The organism is Pseudoduganella namucuonensis, assembly GCF_900116645.1.
In the GTDB taxonomy this organism is placed as follows: domain Bacteria; phylum Pseudomonadota; class Gammaproteobacteria; order Burkholderiales; family Burkholderiaceae_D; genus Rugamonas; species Rugamonas namucuonensis.
This window is the reverse complement of the sequence record NZ_FPBO01000003.1, coordinates 296,902-317,137: the sequence shown is the minus strand read 5'-3', so window position 1 is coordinate 317,137 and position 20,236 is coordinate 296,902. Positions and strand designations below refer to the sequence as shown.

Genomic DNA, 20,236 nt, shown 5'->3' with positions numbered 1-20,236 from the left:
AAGCCACGGATGTACGAAAGCTACTACGGGCTCAGCGACAAGCCGTTCCGCCTGCGCCCAGACCCCCATTTCTTCTACGGCAGCAAGGGCCACAAGCGCGCCATGGCCTACCTCGAGTACGGCCTGTCGCAGGGCGAGGGCTTCATCGTCATCACCGGCGAGGTGGGCGCGGGCAAGACCACGCTGGTGCGCAACATGCTGGGCACGCTGGAGGCGCAGAAGATCGTCGCCGCCCACCTGGTCAACACCCACCTGAACGCCGAGGACACCCTGCGCATGGTGGTGTCGGCCTTCGGCCTGCCGGCCGAGGACACCACCAAGAGCGCGCTGCTGAACCGGCTCGAGACCTTCCTGCGCAGCTGCGACGCCCAGGGCAAGCGCGCGCTGCTGGTGGTCGACGAGGCGCAGAACCTGTCGCCGCGCACGGTCGAGGAATTGCGCATGCTGTCGAACTTCCAGACCAACGACAAGTCGCTGCTGCAGACTTTCCTGCTGGGCCAGCCGGAATTCCGCGCCACCCTGCACAGCCCGGACATGCAGCAGCTGCGCCAGCGGGTGATCGCCACCTACCACCTGGGGCCGATGGACGCGCTGGAGACCCAGGCCTACATCGAGCACCGCCTGCACACGGTGGGCTGGAACAACGACCCGGCCTTCACGCCGGCCGCGCACGCCGCCATCTACGAGTACTCGGGCGGCATCCCGCGCATGACCAACCACCTGTGCGACCGCCTGATGCTGATGGGCTTCCTGGAGGAGCTGCACCAGTTCACCGACACCCACGTGGACGACGTGATCCGCGACATCCAGGCCGAGTTCCAGCCGCCGCCGGAGGCGGCCGAGACGGCGGCCCGGCCGGCGTCGGACGCGGCCGAGCTGGCCGCGCTCGCCGCCGCCTACCCGGACGGCATGGACGAGCGCATGATGCGGCTGGAGAAATCGGTCGTGTCGGTGCTCAACATCCTGAAGAAAATCGTGGCCAGCCCGGCCAGCAACGCCGCCGCGCCGGACAACAACGACTGACGCGCCGCACAACGGAACCACCAATGACCCCGATCCGCAACGCCATGACCATCGACGTGGAAGACTACTTCCAGGTCTCCGCCTTCGCGCCGTACATCGAGCGCGACAGCTGGCCCGCGCGCGAATGCCGCGTCGAGCGCAATATCGACCGCATCCTCGCCATCCTCGAGGCCGGCGGCGTGCGCGCCACCTTCTTCACGCTGGGCTGGATCGCCGAGCGCTACCCGGCCATGGTCAAGCGCATCGTCGCCGGCGGCCACGAGCTGGCCAGCCACGGCTACGGCCACCTGCGCGCCTCGGACCAGGACCGCGCCCAGTTCATGGAGGACATCTCCAGCAGCAAGGCGATCCTGGAGGACCTGGGCGGCCAGGCCGTGCTGGGCTACCGCGCGCCCAGCTTCTCGATCGGCCCGGCCAACCTGTGGGCGCTGGAGGCGCTGCACCAGGCCGGCTACCGCTACAGCTCCAGCATCTACCCGGTCAAGCACGACCATTACGGCATGCCGGACGCGCCCCGCTTCGCTTGGCGCCCGAACGGCGACGCCGGCCTGCTGGAGGTGCCGATCACCACCGTGCGCATGGGCCAGCGCAACCTGCCGGCCGGCGGCGGCGGCTATTTCCGCCTGTTCCCGTACGCGCTGTCGCGCTGGCTGATGCGGCAGGTCAACCAGCGGGACGGCCAGTCCGCCATCTTCTATTTCCACCCGTGGGAAATCGATCCCGGCCAGCCGCGGCCGGACGGCGTCAACCTGAAGACGCGCTTCCGCCACTACGTCAACCTGGACCGGATGGAGCGCCGCATCGAGGCCCTGACGCGCGACTTCGCCTGGGACCGCATGGACAACATCTTCCTCAAGCAATCATGAACACTCGACTGGCGGAACACGCCCCCCCGGCCGCCGCGGCCGCCGCGCCGCTGGCGCTCAAGCTGATGCAGCCGGCCGACATGGCGCGCTGGGACGCCTTCGTGGCGGCCTGCCCCGAGGCGACCTTCTTCCACCGCGCCGGCTGGCAGACCATCATCGCCCGCGTGTACGGGCACCAGACCTGGTTCTACTACGCCGAGCGCGACGGCCAGATCGTCGGCGTGCTGTGCCTGGCCGAGATCAAGAGCCGCCTGTTCGGCCACTCGCTGGGCTCGCTGCCCTTCTGCGTGCTGGGCGGCGTCGCCGCCACCGACGACGCGGCCCGCCCGCTGCTGGACGCGGCCGCCGAGAAGCTGGCGCGCGAGCTGGGCGTGGGCCACCTGGAATACCGCAACCTGCTGCCGGCCCACGCCGGCGACCCGTCGTGGTACCAGAAGGAGCTGTACGTGACGTTCCGCAAGGAGATCAGCGCCGACGACGAGGAGAACATGAACGCCATCCCGCGCAAGCAGCGCGCGATGGTGCGCAAGGGCATCAAGTGCGAGCTGCGCGGCGTGATCGACCGGGACGTCGAGCGCTTCTTCACCGCCTACGCCACCAGCGTGCACCGGCTGGGCACGCCGGTGTTCCCGAAAAAATACTTCAGCGTCATCAAGGAGGTGTTCGGCGACGAGTGCGAGATCCGCGTGATCCTGCGCGGGCCCGAGGGCGAAGACGAGCTGATCGCCGGCGTGATGAGCTTCTACTGGCGCGACGAGGTGCTGCCGTACTACGGCGGCTCGCTGCCGGCCGCGCGCGAGTGCGCCGGCAACGACTTCATGTACTGGAACCTGATGCAGTTCGCCGCCGCGCGCGGCGCGCGCGTGTTCGACTTCGGCCGCAGCAAGCTGGGCACGGGCGCCTTCGACTTCAAGAAGAACTGGGGCTTCTCGCCCACGCCGCTGGCCTACGAGTACAAGCTGATCGCGTCGACGGAACTGCCGGACAACAATCCGCTGAACCCGAAGTACCAGCTGTTCATCAAGATGTGGAAAAAGCTGCCGCTGCCGCTGGCCAACTTCCTCGGTCCCTACATCGTGCGCAGCCTGGGATAAGCGATGGCCGCGAACTTGGACAATAAAGAAGACATCCTGCTGCTGGTGCACCGCATCCCGTATCCGCCCAACAAGGGCGACAAGATACGCTCCTACCACATCCTCAAGCACCTGGCGCGGAGCCACCGCGTGCACCTGGCCACCTTCGTCGACGACGCCGACGACTGGCAGCACGTGCCGCTGGTGGAAAAACTGTGCGCCAGCAGCCATTTCGCCAGGCTGAACCCCAAGCTGGCGCGCGTGCGCAGCCTGGGCGCGCTGCTGGCCAACCGCTCGCTGTCGCTGGACTACTACCGCGACGGCGGCCTGCGCGACTGGGTCGCCGCCGCCATGCGCGAGCACGGCATCGGCCGCATCCTGGTGTTCTCGTCCGCGATGGCGCAATACGCCGACGACTACCCGCGGGCGCACCGCGTGGTGGACTTCGTCGACGTGGACTCGGAGAAGTGGCGCGAATACGCCGAGAACAAGCCGTGGCCGGCCAGCCTGCTGTACCGCCACGAGGCGAAACAGCTGCTGCGCTACGAGCGCCACGTGGCGGCCAGCAGCGCCGCCTCGCTGTTCGTGTCGGCGCCCGAGGCGGCGCTGTTCGCCGGCCTGGCGCCGGAAAGCGCGGCCCGCATCGGCTACTTCAACAACGGCGTCGACACCGCCTACTTCTCGCCCGAACACGCGCACGCCTCGCCGTACGCGGCCGGCGAGCGCGCCATCGTGTTCACCGGCGCCATGGACTACTGGCCCAACGTGGACGCGGCGCGGTGGTTCACGGCCGAGGCGCTGCCCCGGGTGCAACAAGCCTGCCCGGGCGTCCGCTTCTACATCGTCGGCGCGCGGCCCTCGGCGGCGGTGCAGGCGCTGGCGCGGCCGGACAGCGTGATCGTCACCGGCACCGTGCCGGACGTGCGGCCCTACCTGGCGCACGCCGAGCTGTCGGTGGCGCCGCTGCGCGTGGCGCGCGGCATCCAGAACAAGGTGCTGGAGGCGATGGCCATGGCCAAGGCCTGCGTGGTGTCGCCGCAGGCGCTGGAGGGCATCGACGCCGCGCCGGGCAGCGAACTGCTGCTGGCCGACGGCGCCGCGGCCTTCGCCGACACAGTCATCTCCCAGCTGCGGGCGGGCGATCCCGCCATCGGCGCCGCCGCGCGCGCGCGCGTGCTCGCCCGCTACAGCTGGCAAACCAACCTGGCCAGCATCGAGGCGCAACTATGCAACTGACCACGCCCGGCCTCGCGCCGGCCGCCGACGGGGCGCAAGCCGTTCCACACCACGCGCCCCCGGTCCGGCCGCTGCCGCCCGCCGTGGCGCGCGCGCTGGCCATCGCCGCGCTGGCGCTGCTGGCGCTGGGCGCGCTGTACCACGGCACCGCCGCCTCGCTGGTGGCGATCTGGAACAGTTCCGAGACCTTCACCCACGGCTACGTGATCCTGCCGATCAGCCTGTGGCTGGTGTGGCGCCGCCGCGCCGTGTTCGCGCTGCATCCGCCGCGCCCCTGCTGGCCCGCGCTGGCGCTGCTGGCCCTGGCCGGCGCCGGCTGGCTGCTGGCGCGCATGGGCGAGGTGCAGGTGGTCATGCAATACGCCTTCGTCGCCATGCTGCCGCTGGCGGCGCTGGCCCTGTTCGGCGCGACGCTGGCGCGCGCGCTGACCTTCCCGCTGCTGTTCCTGCTGTTCGCCGTGCCCTTCGGCGAGGTGTTCATGGACGCGCTGATCAACTTCACCGCCGATTTCACGGTGTGGGCGCTGCAGGCCACCGGCATCCCGGTGCTGCGCAGCGGCAACCAGTTTGAAATCCCGTCCGGCAACTGGTCGGTGGTCGAGGCCTGCAGCGGCCTGCGCTACCTGGTGTCGTCCATCACGCTGGGCTGCCTGTACGCCTACCTGACCTATTACAGCACGCGGCGCCGGCTGGCCTTCATCGCGCTGTCGGTGGTGGTGCCCATCATCGCCAACGGCCTGCGCGCCTACATGATCGTCATGCTGGGCCACCACAGCGGCATGACTCTGGCGGTGGGCGTCGACCACCTGATCTACGGCTGGCTGTTCTTCGGCCTCGTGATGCTGCTGATGTTCTGGGTCGGCGGCCGCTGGCGCGAGGACGAGCCGCCGGCCGGCGCGCGCGCCGAACAGGCGGCGGCCGAGGCGCGGACGGCGCTCCCCGTGCGCGCCGGCGCGATGGCCGCGATGGCCGCGGCCGTCGTCGCCGTGGCGGGCCTGTGGCCGGCTGCGGCCGCGTACTACGACCGCGTCAATTTCAACCCGAACCCGCCGCGGCTGGCGCCCGCGCTGGCCGCGCCCGCGGCCGCGCCGTTCACGCGCTGGCTGCCGGCCTACATGGCGGCCGACGCCACCGTGCGCCAGACCCACTTGCAGGACGGCGCGCCGGTGGCCGTGCACTTGCTGTACTACCGCAACCAGCGCAACGGCAAATCGCTGATCAGCTCCACCAACCGCCTCACCAGCAACGACGACGACGCCGGCTACCACGTGGTGTCCAGCGGCCAGCGCGCCGAGCAGGCCGGCGGCGGCGCCTTCGCGGTGCGCGAGGCGCGCGTCAAGGGACCGGACGGCGAGCTGCTGGTGTGGCACTGGATGCGGGTCGGGGAGCACGACACCACCAACAACTACACGGGCAAGCTGTGGCAGGCCTGGTCCAAGCTGGCCGGGCGCGGCGACGACGGCGCCGCCGTGCTGCTGGCCACGCCGCTGACCGACAGTCCGGACGCGGCGCGCGCCACCTTGCGCGCCTTCCTGCGGGCGCAGCTGCCGGCGCTGGACGCCGCGCTCGACCAGGCGCGCGCGCGGTGAGGGACGGCGCCATGACCGACAAGCGCCCGCTGGTGGTGCACCTGGTGTACGCGCTGGACGTGGGCGGCCTGGAGACGCTGCTGGTCGACTGCATCAACCGCATGCCGGCGCACAAATACCGGCACGCGGTGGTGTGCCTGACCCGCTACACCGATTTCGCCGCCAAGATCACCCAGCCCGGCGTGACGCTGCACGCGCTGAACAAGCCGCCCGGGCTGGCCCCGGCCATCCACTGGAAACTGTGGCGGCTGCTGCGCCGGCTGCGCCCCGCCGTGCTGCACACCTACAACCTGGCCACGCTGGAATACGCGCTGCCGGCCGCGCTGGCGGGCACGCCGGTGCGCATCCACGCCGAGCATGGCCGCGACGCCAGCGACCCGCAGGGCCTGAACCCCAAGCACAACCTGCTGCGCCGCCTGATGCGGCCCTTCGTCGACCGCTACATCCCGGTCTCGGACGACCTGCAGCGCTGGCTGGACCAGGTGGTGCGCATCCCGGGCGCCAAGTCGCAGTTGATCAAGAACGGCGTCGACACCGAGAAGTACTGCGCCGCGCCGTTCGAGGCCGGCCCTTCGCCGTGGAGCGCGCAGCACTTCGTGATCGGCACGGTGGCGCGCATCCAGGACATCAAGAACCACGCCGGCCTGGTGCGCGCCTTCGCCGCGCTGCGCGAGCGGCTGGGCGAGACCGACCCGGCCCGGGCCGCGCGCCTGCGCCTGAGCATCGTCGGCGACGGCCCGCTGCTGCCGGCGCTGCGCCTGCAGGTGGCGCAGGCCGGCCTGGAGGATCTGGTCTGGCTGCCCGGCGCGCGCGCCGACATCGCCGCGCTGCTGCACGGCTTCTCGCTGTTCGCGCTGCCCTCCTTCGCCGAGGGCACGCCGGTGTCGCTGCTGGAGGCCATGTCCTGCGCGCTGCCGGTGGTGGCCTCGCGCGTGGGCGGCATCCCCGAGGTGGTGACCGAGGGCGTGCACGGTACGCTGGTGCCGCCGGACGACACCGCGGCGCTGGCGGCCGCGATGGCGCTCTACGCCACGCAGCCGGCGCTGGCGCGCGAGCACGGCGCGGCCGGCCGCCTGCGCGTCATCCAGCACTACAGCATGGCCGCCATGCTGGACGCCTACGTCGCGCTGTACGACGCGCTGCGCGAACAGAAAACAGGGCGCCGCGCGGCCCACGCCGTGTAGGCGATCGCAATCAGGAAGGAAGCAACATGTGTGGAATAGTCGGCATATTTGATACCACGGGCCAGCGCGAGATCGACCGCGCGGCGCTGCACCGCATGAACGAGAGCCAGTTTCACCGCGGCCCGGACGAGGGCGAACTGTACACGGAGAAGGCGCTGGGCATGGGCCACCGCCGCCTGTCGGTGATCGACCTGGCCACCGGCCAGCAGCCGCTGTTCAGCGCCGACCGCAGCGTGGTGATCGTCTACAACGGCGAGGTGTACAACTACCGCGAGCTGATGGCCGAACTCAAGGCCATGGGCCACGTGTTCCAGACCAAGTCCGACACCGAGGTGGTGCTGCAGGCCTGGCTGGCCTGGGGCCCGGACTGCGTGCGCCGCCTGCAGGGCATGTTCGCCTTCGGCATCTGGGACCGCAATCAACAGACCATGTTCCTGGCGCGCGACCACGTGGGCGTCAAGCCCATGTTCTATTCGCTGCTGCCGACCGGCTATTTCGTGTTCGGCTCCGAGCTGAAATCGATCATGACCTTTCCGGAACTGTCGCGCAAACTGAACCCGCGCGCGGTCGAGGAGTACTTCGCCTTTGGTTACGTGCCGGAACCGCACACCATCTTCCACAACGCCTTCAAGCTGCCGCCCGGACATCGCGTCACGCTCAGGATCGGCGATACCGCAGTGGCGCCGGAAAAGTATTGGGACGTGCCGTTCAAACTGGCCCCCGCGCGCGCGCAGCGCGACATCGAGGAAGAGCTGATCTCTCGCCTGGGGGAGTGCGTGCAGAGCCAGATGGTGTCCGACGTGCCGCTCGGCGCCTTTCTTTCCGGGGGTGTCGACTCGAGCGCCGTGGTGGCCATGATGGCCCAGCAGGACAAGGAAGCGGTCGTCACCTGCTCGATCGGCTTTGACGATCCCGAGTTCGACGAGTCGAAATACGCCAACGAGGTGGCGCAACACTACCATACCACCCACCATGCCCAGGTGGTCGACAAGGACGACTATGGCCTGATTGATACACTGGCGCACCTGTACGACGAGCCGTTCGCCGACAGCTCGGCGATCCCAACCTACCGCGTGTGCCAGTTGGCGCGCCGACGGGTGACCGTGGCGCTGTCCGGCGACGGCGGCGACGAGAGTTTCGCCGGCTACCGCCGCTACCGCTACGCGACGGCCGAGCAACGCGTACGCGACAAGCTACCGCTGGGATTGCGCAAGCCGGTGTTCGGCGCGCTCGGCAGGCTGTACCCCAAGGCGGACTGGGCGCCGCGCATGTTTCGCGCCAAGACCACCTTCGAGGCGCTGGCGCGCGACACGGTGGAGGGATATTTCCATGGCGTGTCGATCATGCCGGACCGCGTGCGCGCCCAACTGTTCTCGGACCGCTTCAAGAGCGAACTGCAAGGCTACAGCGCGATCGAGGTGTTCAGCCGGCACGCGGCCAACTCGCCGACCGACGATCCCCTCTCGCTGATCCAGTACCTCGACTTCAAGACCTGGCTACCGGGTGACATTCTCACCAAGGTGGACCGCGCCAGCATGGCCCATTCGCTCGAGGTGCGCGTGCCGCTGCTGGACCACACCTTCGTGGAGTGGGCCTCGGGCCTGCCGCCGGACATCAAGCTGCGCGGCGGCGAAGGCAAGTATATTTTCAAGAAGTCGCTGGAACCGTTTTTGTCGCACGAGGTGCTATACCGCGCCAAAAAGGGGTTTTCGATTCCCCTGGCGACCTGGCTGCGCGGCCCGTTGCGCGAGAAAGTGCGCTCTGCGGCGCTGTCGCCCATGTTGCTGGAAACCGGGATTTTCAACGAAGCCTTCCTGCGCGAGATGGTCGAACAGCACATTGCAGGCAACAAGGATTACAGCGCGCCTTTGTGGTCGGTGCTGATGTTCGAGACCTTCCTGCGCGTCAGCGTGAACGCGTGACAAATCGAGCCAACAAGGCCGTCAACGAATTGCAGATCTGAAATGAGTCGAAACAAAAGCGTGGACGTGGCCCGGGCCCTACTGATTCTGTACATCGTGACGATGGTGCACGCCGCCTATTGGCTCAACATCGGCTCGTCTCCGCTTCGTTCGTGGGGCTTGTTTGAAATGCCGGCGATATTCTTTCTGGCGGGCTTCACCTACTCATTGACCGCGCCAGCGTCTCCGGTTTCCTTGCTGTCGATGCAATACCTGGTCTACTGCCGCTCGAAGGCGGCGCGCCTGCTGCCGCCATATTGGGCCTATGCGGCGGTCTGCCTCGTGATCGCGTTGATGTCCGTCCCGGGATCGACGACATCCGATGTCGTCGCGGCGTACGCACTGGCCTGGCTCAATCCCTTCAGCTACGGTAAGAATCATTCCGTATCGATGCTCAACTATCACCTATGGTTTGTTGCGCCCTTCCTTTGCATCGCCATCTTGTTCCCGGTCTTCCAACATGCACACCGCATACTGGGCGCGATAAAAATTGAGTTCTCATGGGTTGGGCTGCTGTTTGCCACGGTCGGCCTCACTTTGCTGCAGCGTCTGTTGAACATCGATATGACGTTCGTCAAAACCATGATGTTTTACGCCGCATGGTCCGCGCTCGGCTACGCGATGGGCTCGGGATATCGCATACCCCAACGAGTGGCCTTGCTGCTGCTGACGACATCGCTTGGTTTACTGGTGTTCGCGGGACTGCTCGGCCAACCTGTGATCGATATGCAGAAGAATAAGCTGCCTCCGAACGCATTTTTTTTCTTGTTCTCATCGGCGTGGATGGCAGTATTTATCATCGCGTCGCCCAAAGTGCCATCGCATCTGATCGATCGTCTGTATGAGGCGTGGTGGCTGAAGCCATTCAGGCGCTATGGCTACTCGATCTATATGTGGCAGGGGGTGAGTTACACGCTTGTTACGATGGCGGGCGGCACATATGGCTGGCCGCACGGAGTGCGCTTAGTCGCTGCGGTGATGCTCACCATCGCCCTGGGAATTGCAGCATCCCCGTTGGAGAACGTCGGACGGCGCAAACGCGCTGAGCTCGCGCAGATTTGCTAAGCGGCCAGCTTCCTGCGCTGGGGGCGTAGCCTAAGGAACGCACATTACCTCCGGCTGGGCTCTAACGCCGGCGTCCCGCTAGGGCTGCTGTTTGACGAAGGAACAAGTGCTGCGGCCCAATGCCTTGGCGCTGATCGGGCCGTTCCGGGCGCGCAGATCGGCGCTGGCCGCCTCCCAGCGGGCGATGTTGTGCGTGGCGCTGGCCGCGAGCAGGCAGGCCAGCATCGCCGTCGTCGCGGCACGGCTGTGGCGGGACAGCGTCAGCGCGCCGAACGCCAGCAGCATGATCAGCATGGGCAGCACGCTGCCCGCATAGACGAAGGTTTCCTTACCGTATACAAGGTGCAGCGTGGTGAGGAAGGCCAGCGAACCCGCGACAGTGACGCGCAAGCCATCCTGCCAGCGCGGCGTTGCAATCGCGACACCGCCACGCAAACGGTCCAGCTGGCGCTTGCAGGAAGCGACAACGCTTGCCACGCCAGGGGCCATCATCAACGCGATGAGCAGCAAACCGGTATAGGCGGGCCAGCCGCCTTGGCGCCAACTCGCGTGCTGCACCGTCAACACCGTTTCACCATTGCTCATCGCGTTGCGCGCGACGTCGGGGAACACCACGCTGCCGAAGTAAAACAACGCCAGCACTTGGCGCACCCGGTCAACCGAGAGGCGCACAAAAAAACTCGTTTCTTCCTGCACGGCCGCCGGCAGGAAGAACAGGCCGGACTTGGGAAACACCAGTCGCTGCAGGACGGCCAGCACGCCAACCACGGCCACCGCCATAATGGCCAGGCGTATGGCGCGCTTGACACCCCGCGCCTGCACAGCACCCAGCAGCGCGACCGCCAGGTTGGTGACGGTGATCGAGAACGCGAACGCCGCCGCGGCGACCCACGGCGCGCGCGAGCCGTCATCCCTGGCGGTGTCGCGGGCCGACAAGTACAGCACAATGGCGAAGGCCGTGAACGTGTACGCATAGCTTTCCGCCACGCTGAACCAGACCAGCGCGGTGGAACTGGTCAACGCAAGCGCCGTGAGCAGCGCGGCGTCGACGGCGCCCAGGCCCACGCGCTTGAGCGCGGCGAACAGGAAACCCATACCGATCGAAGCGGCCAGCGCGATCTGCATCCGCATGGCGGTCACGATATCGATCTGGAACAGCGTCAGCAGCTTAGGACCCGGATAGCTCAGCAGCGAAAACAGCGGATGCACTTTGTTGCGCCAATGGTCATTGGCCACCCGGTCCACCATCTGGCAGATGTAGCGCGGAATGTCGGCGTCGAACCAGACGTTGTCGAGGCCGATGTGGAACAGGCCCGGGGGCAGCTTGCCCGACAGGTGGAAAATCCACACAAATGAAAGCAGGGCCACCACGCCGGGGACGGAGAGCCGGCCCGCGCTGATGATCGGGCGCACGGATTTGATCGAGGAATTGTTGGTATTCATGGTCTGCGGGCGTTCAGTATTGTTATGGCTTAAGTAAGCGCTGGACGCCGTGTGCACTTGATCCGAATGATTAATGTGGCACGGCGATGAAGCGCGCCGCTATCGTGAACGCGACCATGGCGCCGATGGTCAGCCTGCAGCCGCGGTCCTTGATCGCATACACCAGTGGATCGTCGTGCATTTCGGCGCGCGCGGTCTTGACCCACAAGCGCGACAGCCAGTACAGCAAACACAGGAACACGCCCCACAGCAGGGCCGGCGTCAGATAGCGCACCTGGGTGTCCGGAGCCTGGACATACAGGCAAAACACGACGATCGACGCAAGGGCCGCGCCCACGCCAAGCGGCCACAGCACTATCAGGTCGCTGACCAGATAGTCTCGCCCGGAGGCGGCCTGTCTGGAGGCGTCGCGTAGCGACACCAACTCCGCGCAGCGCTTCAGGATCGCCAGGCTGTAGAAGATCAACAGGGAAAAGGCCAGCAGCCAGGCGCTGATCTCGACATGGACGGCGATCGAGCCGGTGAAGATCCGCAAGGTGTACAGCACGGCCAGCATCAGCACGTCGATCAGCACGTAGCGCTTGAGCACGAGACTGTACGCGGTGGTCAGCACGATATAGGCCACCAGGGAGGCGAGGAAGGCGCCGGACACCAGCGCCCCCAGCAGCAGGCCGGCGGCCATCAGCAGCAGCGCCGCGAGCAAGGCCTTGGGAATCGCGATCTCGCCGCTGGCCATCGGCCTGTGGCGTTTGCGGGGATGCCGCCGGTCGCTCTCCAGATCGACCAGGTCGTTCCACAAGTAGGTGGCGGAGGCGGCGAACGAGAAAGCGAAGAACGCCATGCCCGCCGACACCAGCTTATCCATCTCCAGGAAGGTGAAGGCGGTGAGCAGCGGAACGAAGATCAACAAATTCTTGAGCCACTGGTGGACGCGGATCGCGCGCAGCCAAGTCATGGGCCCGGCGCGGCGCGCCGGGAAGACGCGCTCCACCTCGCACACCGCCCGGGCTTGCCGTTCCAACCCCGGCGACACTCCCACCAGGATGGCGGCGCGGGCCCCGCGCCAGATGGCAAGGTCCGCCGGACTGTCCCCGGCGTAGACGAAATCGTCCCCCACCATCGCGCGGATACGCGCCAGCTTGGCCGCGCCCTTCAGATTGCCGTCCTGCCCGGTGGCTATCACTTGCTCAAACAGGCCTAGATGCGCGGCCACCGGATCGGCGATGCTGCTGTGGGCAGCGGTCGCCAAAATCACCCGGCGGCCGGCGTCGCGCTCGGCGCGCGCATAGTCCAGCAGTTCCTCGTTGTAGGGCAGCGTATCCGGCGCGATGCACATCTGTCCGGCGACGTGGCGCTTGAAGCCCGCCCGTCCGCCGAACAGGGCCAGCAACAAGGTGAAAATCCGCCAGGGTGTGCCTTTCAGCAGACGCACCACCGACTCGACCAGGGTATCTGTATACGTTAGCGTCCCGTCCAAGTCGATGACCAGGGGAGGTCTGCGCGCAGCGGGACGCGGCACGTTGGCGCTTGAAGTGTCATGCGCGATATTCATAGTTTCCGGCTTTAAAAAATATGGGGTGGCGGGAGCGGGCGGCGCGGCGTCAGCCGCTCAGCGCCTCCCATTTTGCAACTTCGACAATTGCCATTTAACAATCGAAAGCAGGCGTTTGCGGGTCTGCCGCAGCCAGGCCTTGAACGGCTTGATCGGATGCCACAGCACGTCCTTGCGGCGGCCGGCGCGCAGGCGGATGTTCATCGTGCCGAAACTGCCGTTTTTCTGGAAGCCGTCGTTGGGCAGGCCGTAGTAGCGCCGGTTGCGGTCCTCGTCGGCCACGTACTCGCCGTCGCCGCCGATGTCCACCACGCGCATGCCGGCGTGCTTCAGGATGGTGGCCCACATGTTCTCGCTGTGCCCGGACCAGCCCTCGCGGTAATAGCGGTCGATGGTGTCGAGCGCCGCGCCGCTGACGCGGAAAAAGGTCAGGAACACCAGCCAGCTGTCGGCCGGCGCCACGCCGGCGCCGGGCGCGCGCAGCATGGACGAGTAGGTCCAGGCGTCGTAGCCGTGCGCCAGGTGGGCCGCCAGCAGGTCGCCCCCGCGGCCGTCCAGGCCCGCGAACAGCGCGTGCGCGTCGCCGGAATACTCGACGTCGTCCTCCATCATCCAGTATTCGCCATAATGCGGCACGGCCTTGCGGAACAGCACCGGCACCAGGTCGCAATTGCCCGGAATGAGCTTGAAGGGGCGCGCCGCGCCCTTGTGCGGATAGCCCAGCGTGTCGATCGCGTCCGGGCCGAACACGTGGTGCTCGATCTCGATCCCGTCCAGCGTCACGCGGCGCACGCCGGTGCGGGCCCCGGCGTCGTAGGAGGCGATCGCGAACGCGCGGTCCGGGCCCAGGCGCAGGAAGGCCTCGCGGAAGCGCAGCAGGCGCTTCTTGACGTTGGCCGGATCGGTCGCGTAGAACAGCAGGATTTGCGGCGCGCCGCTCATGCTCGCTTCCCCCACTGGTCAGGCGCGCCGGCCGGGCCAGGCCCGGTACCATTCATAGAAGCGGCCGATGCCGGTTTCCAGCGGCGTGGTGGGCGCGAAGCCGACCCAGGCCTTCAGCTTGTCGATGGAGGCGTGGGTGGCCGGCACGTCGCCCGGCTGCATGGGCTGGAAATCCATGCGCGCCGCGATGCCGGTGACGCGCTCGATGGTCTGGATGAAGTCCAGCACCCGCACCGGGCTGTGGTTGCCGATGTTGAACACCGTGTGCGCCGGCGCCGCGGCGGTGGCGGGGGTGGGCTTGAACAGCAGCCGCGTCACGCCCTCGACGATGTCGTCGACATAGGTGAAGTCGCGCGTCAGCAGGCCCTCGGCGAACACCGGGATGGTCTCGCCGCGCAGCATCTTGTCGGTGAAGCTGAAGTAGGCCATGTCGGGCCGGCCCCACGGGCCGTAGACCGTGAAGAAGCGCAGGCCGGTGGCCGGCAGCTGGAACAGGTGGCTGTAGGAGTACGCCATCAGCTCGTTGGACTTCTTGGTGGCCGCGTACAGCGACACCGGGCCGTCCGTCACGTCGTCCTCGCTGAACGGCACCTTGGCGTTGTTGCCGTACACGCTGCTGCTGCTGGCGTACAGCAAATGCTGAATCCGGTGCCGGCGGCAGGCCTCCAGCATGTTGCCGAAGCCAACCAGGTTGGACTGGATGTAGGCGGCCGGGTTCTGCAGCGAATAGCGCACGCCGGCCTGGGCGGCCAGGTGCACCACCAGGGTCGGTTGCACGCGCTCGAACAGCGCGGCCACCTGGGCCGGGTCCGCCAGCTCCACCGTCTCGCAGGGCACGCCGGCCGGGTCCAGCAGCGCGCGCATCCGGTCGGTCTTCAGGCGCGGGTCGTAGTAGTCGTTGAAATTGTCGCAGCCGACCACGCGGTGGCCCATGCCGGCCAGGCGGGCGGCGACGAAGCTGCCGACGAAGCCGGCCGCCCCCGTCACCAGGACGGTGTGCTGGCCAGTGATCATAAGCGCAGGTCTTTGCTGGTGCGGCCGATGCCCTCGTAGCGCAGGCCGGCCTCGGTGACCGCCTCCGGATCATAGATGTTGCGGCCGTCGAAGATGGCCTTGTGGCGCAGGATGCCGGCCAGCGCGGCGAAATCGGGCGCGCGGAACTCCTTCCATTCGGTGACCAGCACCAGCACGTCCGCATCGGCCACCGCGTCCATGCCCTGGCCGACCATGGTCAGCGACTGGGCGCAGCGCTCGGCGCCGTGCTCGGCCTCCAGGATGCGCAGCGCCTCCTTGCTGGCCACCGGGTCGTAGGCGCGCACCTTGGCGCCGGCCTCGAACAGCGAGCGGATCAGCACCAGGCTGGGCGATTCGCGCATGTCGTCGGTGTTGGGCTTGAACGACAGGCCCCACAGCGCGATGGTCTTGCCGGCCAGCTGCCCGGCGCCGCCGAAGTAGCGCACCAGCTTGTTGAACAGCACGTTCTTCTGCGCCTCGTTGACCGCCTCGGTGGCCGTCAGGATGTGCAGCTGCTGGTCCAGGCCGGAGGCGGTCTTGATCAGCGCCTTGACGTCCTTGGGGAAGCAGGAGCCGCCGTAGCCCATGCCGGCGTACAGGAACTGCGAGCCGATGCGCGGGTCCAGGCCCATGCCCAGGCGCACCGATTCGATGTCCGCGCCCAGCAGTTCGGCCAGGTTGGCCAGCTCGTTCATGAAGCTGATGCGGGTGGCCAGCATGGAGTTGGCGGCGTACTTGGTCAGCTCGGCGCTGCGCACGTCCATCTCCACCAGCTTTTCATGGTTGCGGCTGAACGGCGCGTACAGCTGGCGCATCAGCTTGGTGGCGGCCGGGTCGTCGCTGCCGACCACGATGCGGTCCGGGCGCATGAAGTCGCCGATGGCGGCGCCCTCCTTCAGGAATTCCGGGTTGCTGACGACGGCGAACTCGATGTCCGCGCCGCGCTTGGCCAGTTCCCCGGCGATGGCGGCGCGCACCTTGTCGGCGGTGCCCACCGGCACGGTCGACTTGTCGACCACCACCACCGGGCGCGCGATGCGCTGGCCGATGCTGCGGGCGGCGGACAGGATGTGGGTCAGGTCGGCGCTGCCGTCCTCGTCGGGCGGAGTGCCGACCGCCAGGAAGATCACCTCGGCGTGCTCGACGGCGTCGTCGTAGCTGGTCGAGAACAGCAGGCGGCCGGCGGCGGCGTTGCTGGTGACCAGGCCGTCCAGGCCGGGTTCGTGGATGGGGATGATGCCCTTGTTCAACATCTCGATTTTGCCGGCGTGGACGTCCAGGCACAGCACGGTGTTGCCGACGTCGGCGAAGCAGGCACCGGAGACCAGGCCCACATAGCCTGTGCCGATGATGGTGATTTTCATAGCGGAGTTTTCTTTCTGGTGGAAACGGCGGGAGCGCGGCGAACGAGGCGCTGGCATTTCATATAGACAATTGCTTTCATCCGCGCATTATTTATTGAGGAAAGGTTAAGATAGTTGGGCGATTTTGACAAGCAACATCGCATATTAGATTGCAAGTTTTTCGCCAAAAAGTTGTATGATTTCCCTTCGGCTAGCATTGGGCTAAGGTAAAATTCTTCCACTTATAATTTTATCATCGGTAAATCGCCAATCCCAGCGTTTTAACCGCCTTTTCGGCCACGTTGCCGCCGGCCCGCTCCCCCCATGAAGATGAAGCTACTCACGTTCAGCACCCTGTATCCGAACGCGGAACAACAGAACCACGGCATATTCGTCGAAACCCGGCTGCGCTACCTGATCGCCAGCGGCCAGGTCGAATCGCGCGTGGTGGCCCCCGTGCCCTGGTTCCCGTCCACCCATCCGCGCTTCGGCGCCTACGCCGGCTACGCCCGGGTGCCCAAGGCCGAAACCCGCCACGGTATCAGCGTGGTCCACCCGCGGTATATGCTGATCCCGAAGGTCGGTATGACGGGCGCGCCCATGCTGATGGCGCAGGCGGCCAAGTCCGCGATCGGCCGCATCCTGGACCAGGGCTACGACTTCGACGTCATCGACGCCCATTATTTCTACCCGGACGGCGTGGCCGCCGTGATGCTGGGCAAATACTTCAACAAGCCGGTGACCATCACCGCCCGCGGCACCGACATCAACCTGATCCCGCGCTTCCGCCTGCCGCGCCGGATGATTTTGTGGGCGGCGCGCAACGCCAAGGGCTTGATCACCGTGTGCAACGCGCTCAAGGACGAGATGGTGCAGCTGGGCGTGGCGGCCGACGCCATCACGCCGCTGCGCAACGGCGTCGACCTGCAGCGCTTCGCGCCGGCCGACCGCGGCGCCGCGCGCGCCAGGCTGGGCCTGACCGGCTTCACGCTGCTGTCGGTCGGCCTGCTGGACCCGCGCAAGGGGCACGACCTGGTGATCCGCGCGCTGGCCGAGCTGCCCGACGCGCGCCTGTTGATCGCCGGCACCGGCCCGGAGCGCAAGCGCCTGGAGGACCTGGCCCGGGAAGTGGGCGTGGCGCCGCGCGTGCGCTTCCTGGGCTCGGTGCCGCAGACCGAACTGGCCGGCTATTACAACGCGGCCGACATGCTGGTGCTGGCCTCGAGCCGCGAGGGCTGGGCCAATGTGCTGCTCGAATCGATGGCCTGCGGCACGCCGGTGGTGGCCAGCAACGTCTGGGGCACGCCGGAAGTGGTGGCCGCGCCCGAGGCGGGCGTGCTGATGCGCGAACGCACACCGGCCGCGCTGGCCGACGCCGTGCGCCTGCTGCGCGCCAGCTATCCGGACCACGGCGCCACCCGCCGCTACGCCGAACGCTTCAGCTGGGACGCCACCACCCAGGGACAAATCGACCTGTTTCAGAAAATAAAGTTGGGCCACGCCGCGTGAAAATCCTCTACCACCACCGCACCCGCTCGAAGGACGGCCAATACGTCCACATCGAGGAAATGATCAACGCGCTGCGCGCGCAAGGCCACGAGGTCGTCATCGTGGCGCCGCCCAGCGCGGAAACCGAGGACTTCGGCTCCGACGCCGGCCTGGTCGCCAAGCTGAAGCGCCACCTGCCGGGCTGGTTCTACGAACTGATGGAGCTGGGCTACTCGCTGGTGGCCTACCGCCGCCTGGTGGCGGCCGTCAAGCGGCACAAGCCCGACTGCCTGTACGAGCGCTACAACCTGTTCCTGCCGGCCGGCATCTGGCTGGCGCGCAAGTACAAGTTGCCGATGCTACTGGAGATCAACGCCCCGATCATGGAGGAGCGGGCCCGCTACGACGGCCTGTCGCTGACCCGGCTGGCGCGCTGGTCGCAGGCCTACGCCTGGCGCAACGCCGACGTGGTGCTGCCGGTGACGCGGGTGCTGGGCGACATGGTGTCGGCCTACGGCGTGGACGCCAAGCGCATCGAGGTGATCCCGAACGGCATCAACCTGGAGCGCTTCGACGGCGACCTGGACACGGCGGCCGCCAAGCGCGCGCTGGGGCTGGAGAACTACCTGGTGCTGGGCTTCACCGGCTTCGTGCGCGACTGGCACGGCCTGGACAAGGTGATCGCGATGATCGCCGCCGACCCGCCCGAGTCGCGCCGCCACCTGCTGGTGGTGGGCGACGGCCCGGTGCGCGCCGCGCTGGAGCAGCAGGCGCGCGAGCTGGGCATCGAGCAGCGGGTGCGCTTCACCGGCGTCATCGGGCGCGACGAGGTGGCGCGCTACGTGGCCGCGTTCGACATCGCGCTGCAGCCGGCCGTGGTGGCCTACGCCTCGCCGCTCAAGCTGTTCGAATACCTGGCGCTGGGCAAGGCCATCGTCGGCCCGGACCAGCCCAACATCCGCGAAATCCTCAAGGAGGACCACAACGCGGTGCTGTTCGACCCGGGCCAGCCGGACGGCCTGGCGCGCGCCGTCGAGCGCCTGTGCCTGGACGCCGAGCTGCGCGGCAAGGTGGCGCGCAACGCGCGCGCCGCCATCGGCGAGCAGCAGCTCACCTGGCAGGCCAACGCGCGCCGCGTGGTGCGCCTGTTCGAAGGGCTGATGCGCCGTGCGTGACGCCGTCATCTTCATCCTGATCTTCGGCTCCATCCCGTTCATCTTCAAGCGGCCGGCGGTGGGGGTGATGGTGTACGCCTGCGTCAGCCTGATGAATCCGCATCGGCTGGCCTACGGCGCGGCCTATCTGTTTCCGTTCGCGTTGCTGATCTGCGTCACCACACTACTCAGCCTAATTGCCTCCAAAGAGGCCAAGAAGCTGCCTGGCTCGCCAGTGCCGGTGATGATGATCATCCTGTTCTCCTTCATGACGTTGACCTGCCTCCTGGCGAAGGAGCAGGACGCGGCCTGGACCGAATGGAACCGTGTGGTAAAGACCTATCTGATGGTGCTGATCACGATATGCGCCATCCGCACCGGCGCGGAAGTCAGGGCGCTGGCCTGGACGGTCGGCCTGTCGGTCGGCTTCTGGGGCATCAAGGGCGGCGTGTTCACTATCCTGTCGGGCGGTTCCAGCCACGTGCTTGGCCCGGCCGGCAGCTATATTTCAGACAACAACACCATCGCGCTCAGCCAAGTCACCGTGCTGCCCATCCTGTGGTTCATGATGCTGACCGCAAAGAACAAATGGATCAAGCGCGCCTGCCTTGGCGCTGTGGTGCTGACCTTCGCCGCCGTAATCGGCACCTATTCGCGGGGCGCGCTGCTGGGCGGAGCCGCCATGGTGTTCTTCCTGTGGCTAAAGTCGGGCAATAAATTCCGCGCCGTGATCGTGCTCGCGCTCCTGGCGCCGCTGATCTTCATGGCAATCCCGGAAAAATGGTTGGGACGAATGGAAACCATTGACAATTATCAAGAAGACACGTCCGCGATGGGGCGTATCAATGCCTGGCAGTTCGCCATCAATGTCGCCACTGCCAATCCACTGGGTGGCGGCTTTGGTGTCTTTTCCCGCAATATGTTCAGCACCTACGCGCCGGACCCCGACCACTACCACGTGGCGCACAGCATTTACTTCCAAGTGCTGGGCGAACACGGCTTTCTGGGGCTGCTGCTGTTCCTGGGGATGCTGTTCGGAGCGTGGCGCACGGGCAGCAAGGTGATACGGTTTTGCCAGGACAAGCCCGATCTGGCCTGGGCGCGCGCGCTGGCGTCGATGTGCCAGGTCAGCATGATAGGCTACATGGTGTGCGGCGCCTTCCTGACGCTGGCCTATTACGACCTGCCCTACTACATCTACGCCCTGATGGCCCTGCTCGACAAGGTCCTGATACGGCACCCGCAGCCGGCCGACGCCCTGCCGGCCGGCGCGCCGGCCCAGCCCGGCCTGCCGCGCCCCTGA

General features: G+C 67.1%; 16 protein-coding genes. 11 read left to right on the top strand and 5 right to left on the bottom strand.

Annotated features, from left to right (window positions below; translation table 11 throughout):
- The first annotated feature begins 9 nt into the window (after nt 1-9).
- From BM436_RS05355 to BM436_RS05320, 8 genes are read left to right on the top strand one after another with little or no spacing between them, the layout of a single operon-like run.
- Entirely contained in the window at nt 10-1,023 is a 1,014-nt protein-coding gene (locus BM436_RS05355; RefSeq protein WP_093554280.1) for an XrtA/PEP-CTERM system-associated ATPase, read from the top strand.
- Nucleotides 1,024-1,046: 23 nt separating this feature from the next.
- Nucleotides 1,047-1,889 carry an XrtA system polysaccharide deacetylase gene (locus BM436_RS05350; protein ID WP_093554278.1) on the top strand — a complete coding sequence of 281 codons (843 nt, stop codon included), beginning with the start codon at nt 1,047-1,049 and terminating at the stop codon, nt 1,887-1,889.
- The gene (locus BM436_RS05345; RefSeq protein WP_093554276.1) at nt 1,886-2,983 is read left to right on the top strand and encodes a FemAB family XrtA/PEP-CTERM system-associated protein; all 1,098 of its coding nucleotides are present in this window, start codon (nt 1,886-1,888) and stop codon (nt 2,981-2,983) included. Before BM436_RS05350 ends, BM436_RS05345 begins: the two co-directional genes overlap by 4 nt.
- A 15-nt stretch (nt 2,984-2,998) precedes the next feature.
- Nucleotides 2,999-4,198, top strand: a complete 1,200-nt coding sequence (locus BM436_RS05340; protein ID WP_229489091.1) for a TIGR03087 family PEP-CTERM/XrtA system glycosyltransferase — start codon at nt 2,999-3,001, stop codon at nt 4,196-4,198.
- Nucleotides 4,189-5,787, top strand: a complete 1,599-nt coding sequence (xrtA, locus tag BM436_RS05335; RefSeq protein ID WP_093554272.1) for an exosortase A — start codon at nt 4,189-4,191, stop codon at nt 5,785-5,787. Before BM436_RS05340 ends, xrtA begins: the two co-directional genes overlap by 10 nt.
- A gap of 11 nt (nt 5,788-5,798) precedes the next feature.
- A complete protein-coding gene (locus BM436_RS05330; protein WP_093554270.1) occupies nt 5,799-6,971 on the top strand; it encodes a TIGR03088 family PEP-CTERM/XrtA system glycosyltransferase in 1,173 nt (390 codons plus the stop codon).
- A gap of 26 nt (nt 6,972-6,997) precedes the next feature.
- Nucleotides 6,998-8,893 (top strand): XrtA/PEP-CTERM system amidotransferase, encoded by a 1,896-nt coding sequence (locus BM436_RS05325; protein ID WP_093554268.1) that lies wholly within the window; start codon nt 6,998-7,000, stop codon nt 8,891-8,893.
- A gap of 42 nt (nt 8,894-8,935) precedes the next feature.
- Nucleotides 8,936-9,997 (top strand): acyltransferase family protein, encoded by a 1,062-nt coding sequence (locus BM436_RS05320; protein ID WP_093554266.1) that lies wholly within the window; start codon nt 8,936-8,938, stop codon nt 9,995-9,997.
- A gap of 78 nt (nt 9,998-10,075) precedes the next feature.
- Here BM436_RS05320 and BM436_RS05315 read toward each other — a convergent pair whose 3' ends face one another.
- The 5 genes from BM436_RS05315 to BM436_RS05295 all read right to left on the bottom strand — a co-directional run bounded on the left by BM436_RS05315 (nt 10,076) and on the right by BM436_RS05295 (nt 16,312).
- Nucleotides 10,076-11,440, bottom strand: a complete 1,365-nt coding sequence (locus tag BM436_RS05315; protein ID WP_093554264.1) for a DUF6080 domain-containing protein — start codon at nt 11,438-11,440, stop codon at nt 10,076-10,078.
- A 70-nt stretch (nt 11,441-11,510) separates the two neighbouring features.
- On the bottom strand, nt 11,511-12,992 hold the full coding sequence (locus BM436_RS05310; RefSeq protein WP_093554262.1) for a UbiA family prenyltransferase: 1,482 nt from the start codon (nt 12,990-12,992) through the stop codon (nt 11,511-11,513).
- Nucleotides 12,993-13,049: 57 nt separating this feature from the next.
- Nucleotides 13,050-13,934, bottom strand: coding sequence for a hypothetical protein (locus tag BM436_RS05305; RefSeq protein ID WP_093554260.1), 885 nt, complete (start codon nt 13,932-13,934; stop codon nt 13,050-13,052).
- An 18-nt stretch (nt 13,935-13,952) separates the two neighbouring features.
- Nucleotides 13,953-14,948: an NAD-dependent epimerase/dehydratase family protein gene (locus BM436_RS05300; RefSeq protein WP_093554258.1), complete on the bottom strand. Its 996-nt coding sequence runs from the start codon at nt 14,946-14,948 to the stop codon at nt 13,953-13,955.
- On the bottom strand, nt 14,945-16,312 hold the full coding sequence (locus BM436_RS05295; protein ID WP_093554256.1) for a UDP-glucose dehydrogenase family protein: 1,368 nt from the start codon (nt 16,310-16,312) through the stop codon (nt 14,945-14,947). Before BM436_RS05295 ends, BM436_RS05300 begins: the two co-directional genes overlap by 4 nt.
- Nucleotides 16,313-16,621: 309 nt before the next feature.
- Between BM436_RS05295 and BM436_RS05290 the strand changes: the two genes are divergently transcribed.
- Genes BM436_RS05290 through BM436_RS05280 form a run of 3 tightly spaced genes read left to right on the top strand, consistent with a single transcriptional unit; the run spans nt 16,622 to nt 20,236 of the window.
- Nucleotides 16,622-17,800: a glycosyltransferase family 4 protein gene (locus BM436_RS05290; RefSeq protein ID WP_093554254.1), complete on the top strand. Its 1,179-nt coding sequence runs from the start codon at nt 16,622-16,624 to the stop codon at nt 17,798-17,800.
- Nucleotides 17,797-18,954, top strand: coding sequence for a glycosyltransferase family 4 protein (locus tag BM436_RS05285; RefSeq protein WP_093554252.1), 1,158 nt, complete (start codon nt 17,797-17,799; stop codon nt 18,952-18,954). The genes BM436_RS05290 and BM436_RS05285 overlap by 4 nt, the downstream gene beginning before the upstream one ends.
- Nucleotides 18,947-20,236, top strand: coding sequence for a putative O-glycosylation ligase, exosortase A system-associated (locus BM436_RS05280; protein ID WP_093554250.1), 1,290 nt, complete (start codon nt 18,947-18,949; stop codon nt 20,234-20,236). Before BM436_RS05285 ends, BM436_RS05280 begins: the two co-directional genes overlap by 8 nt.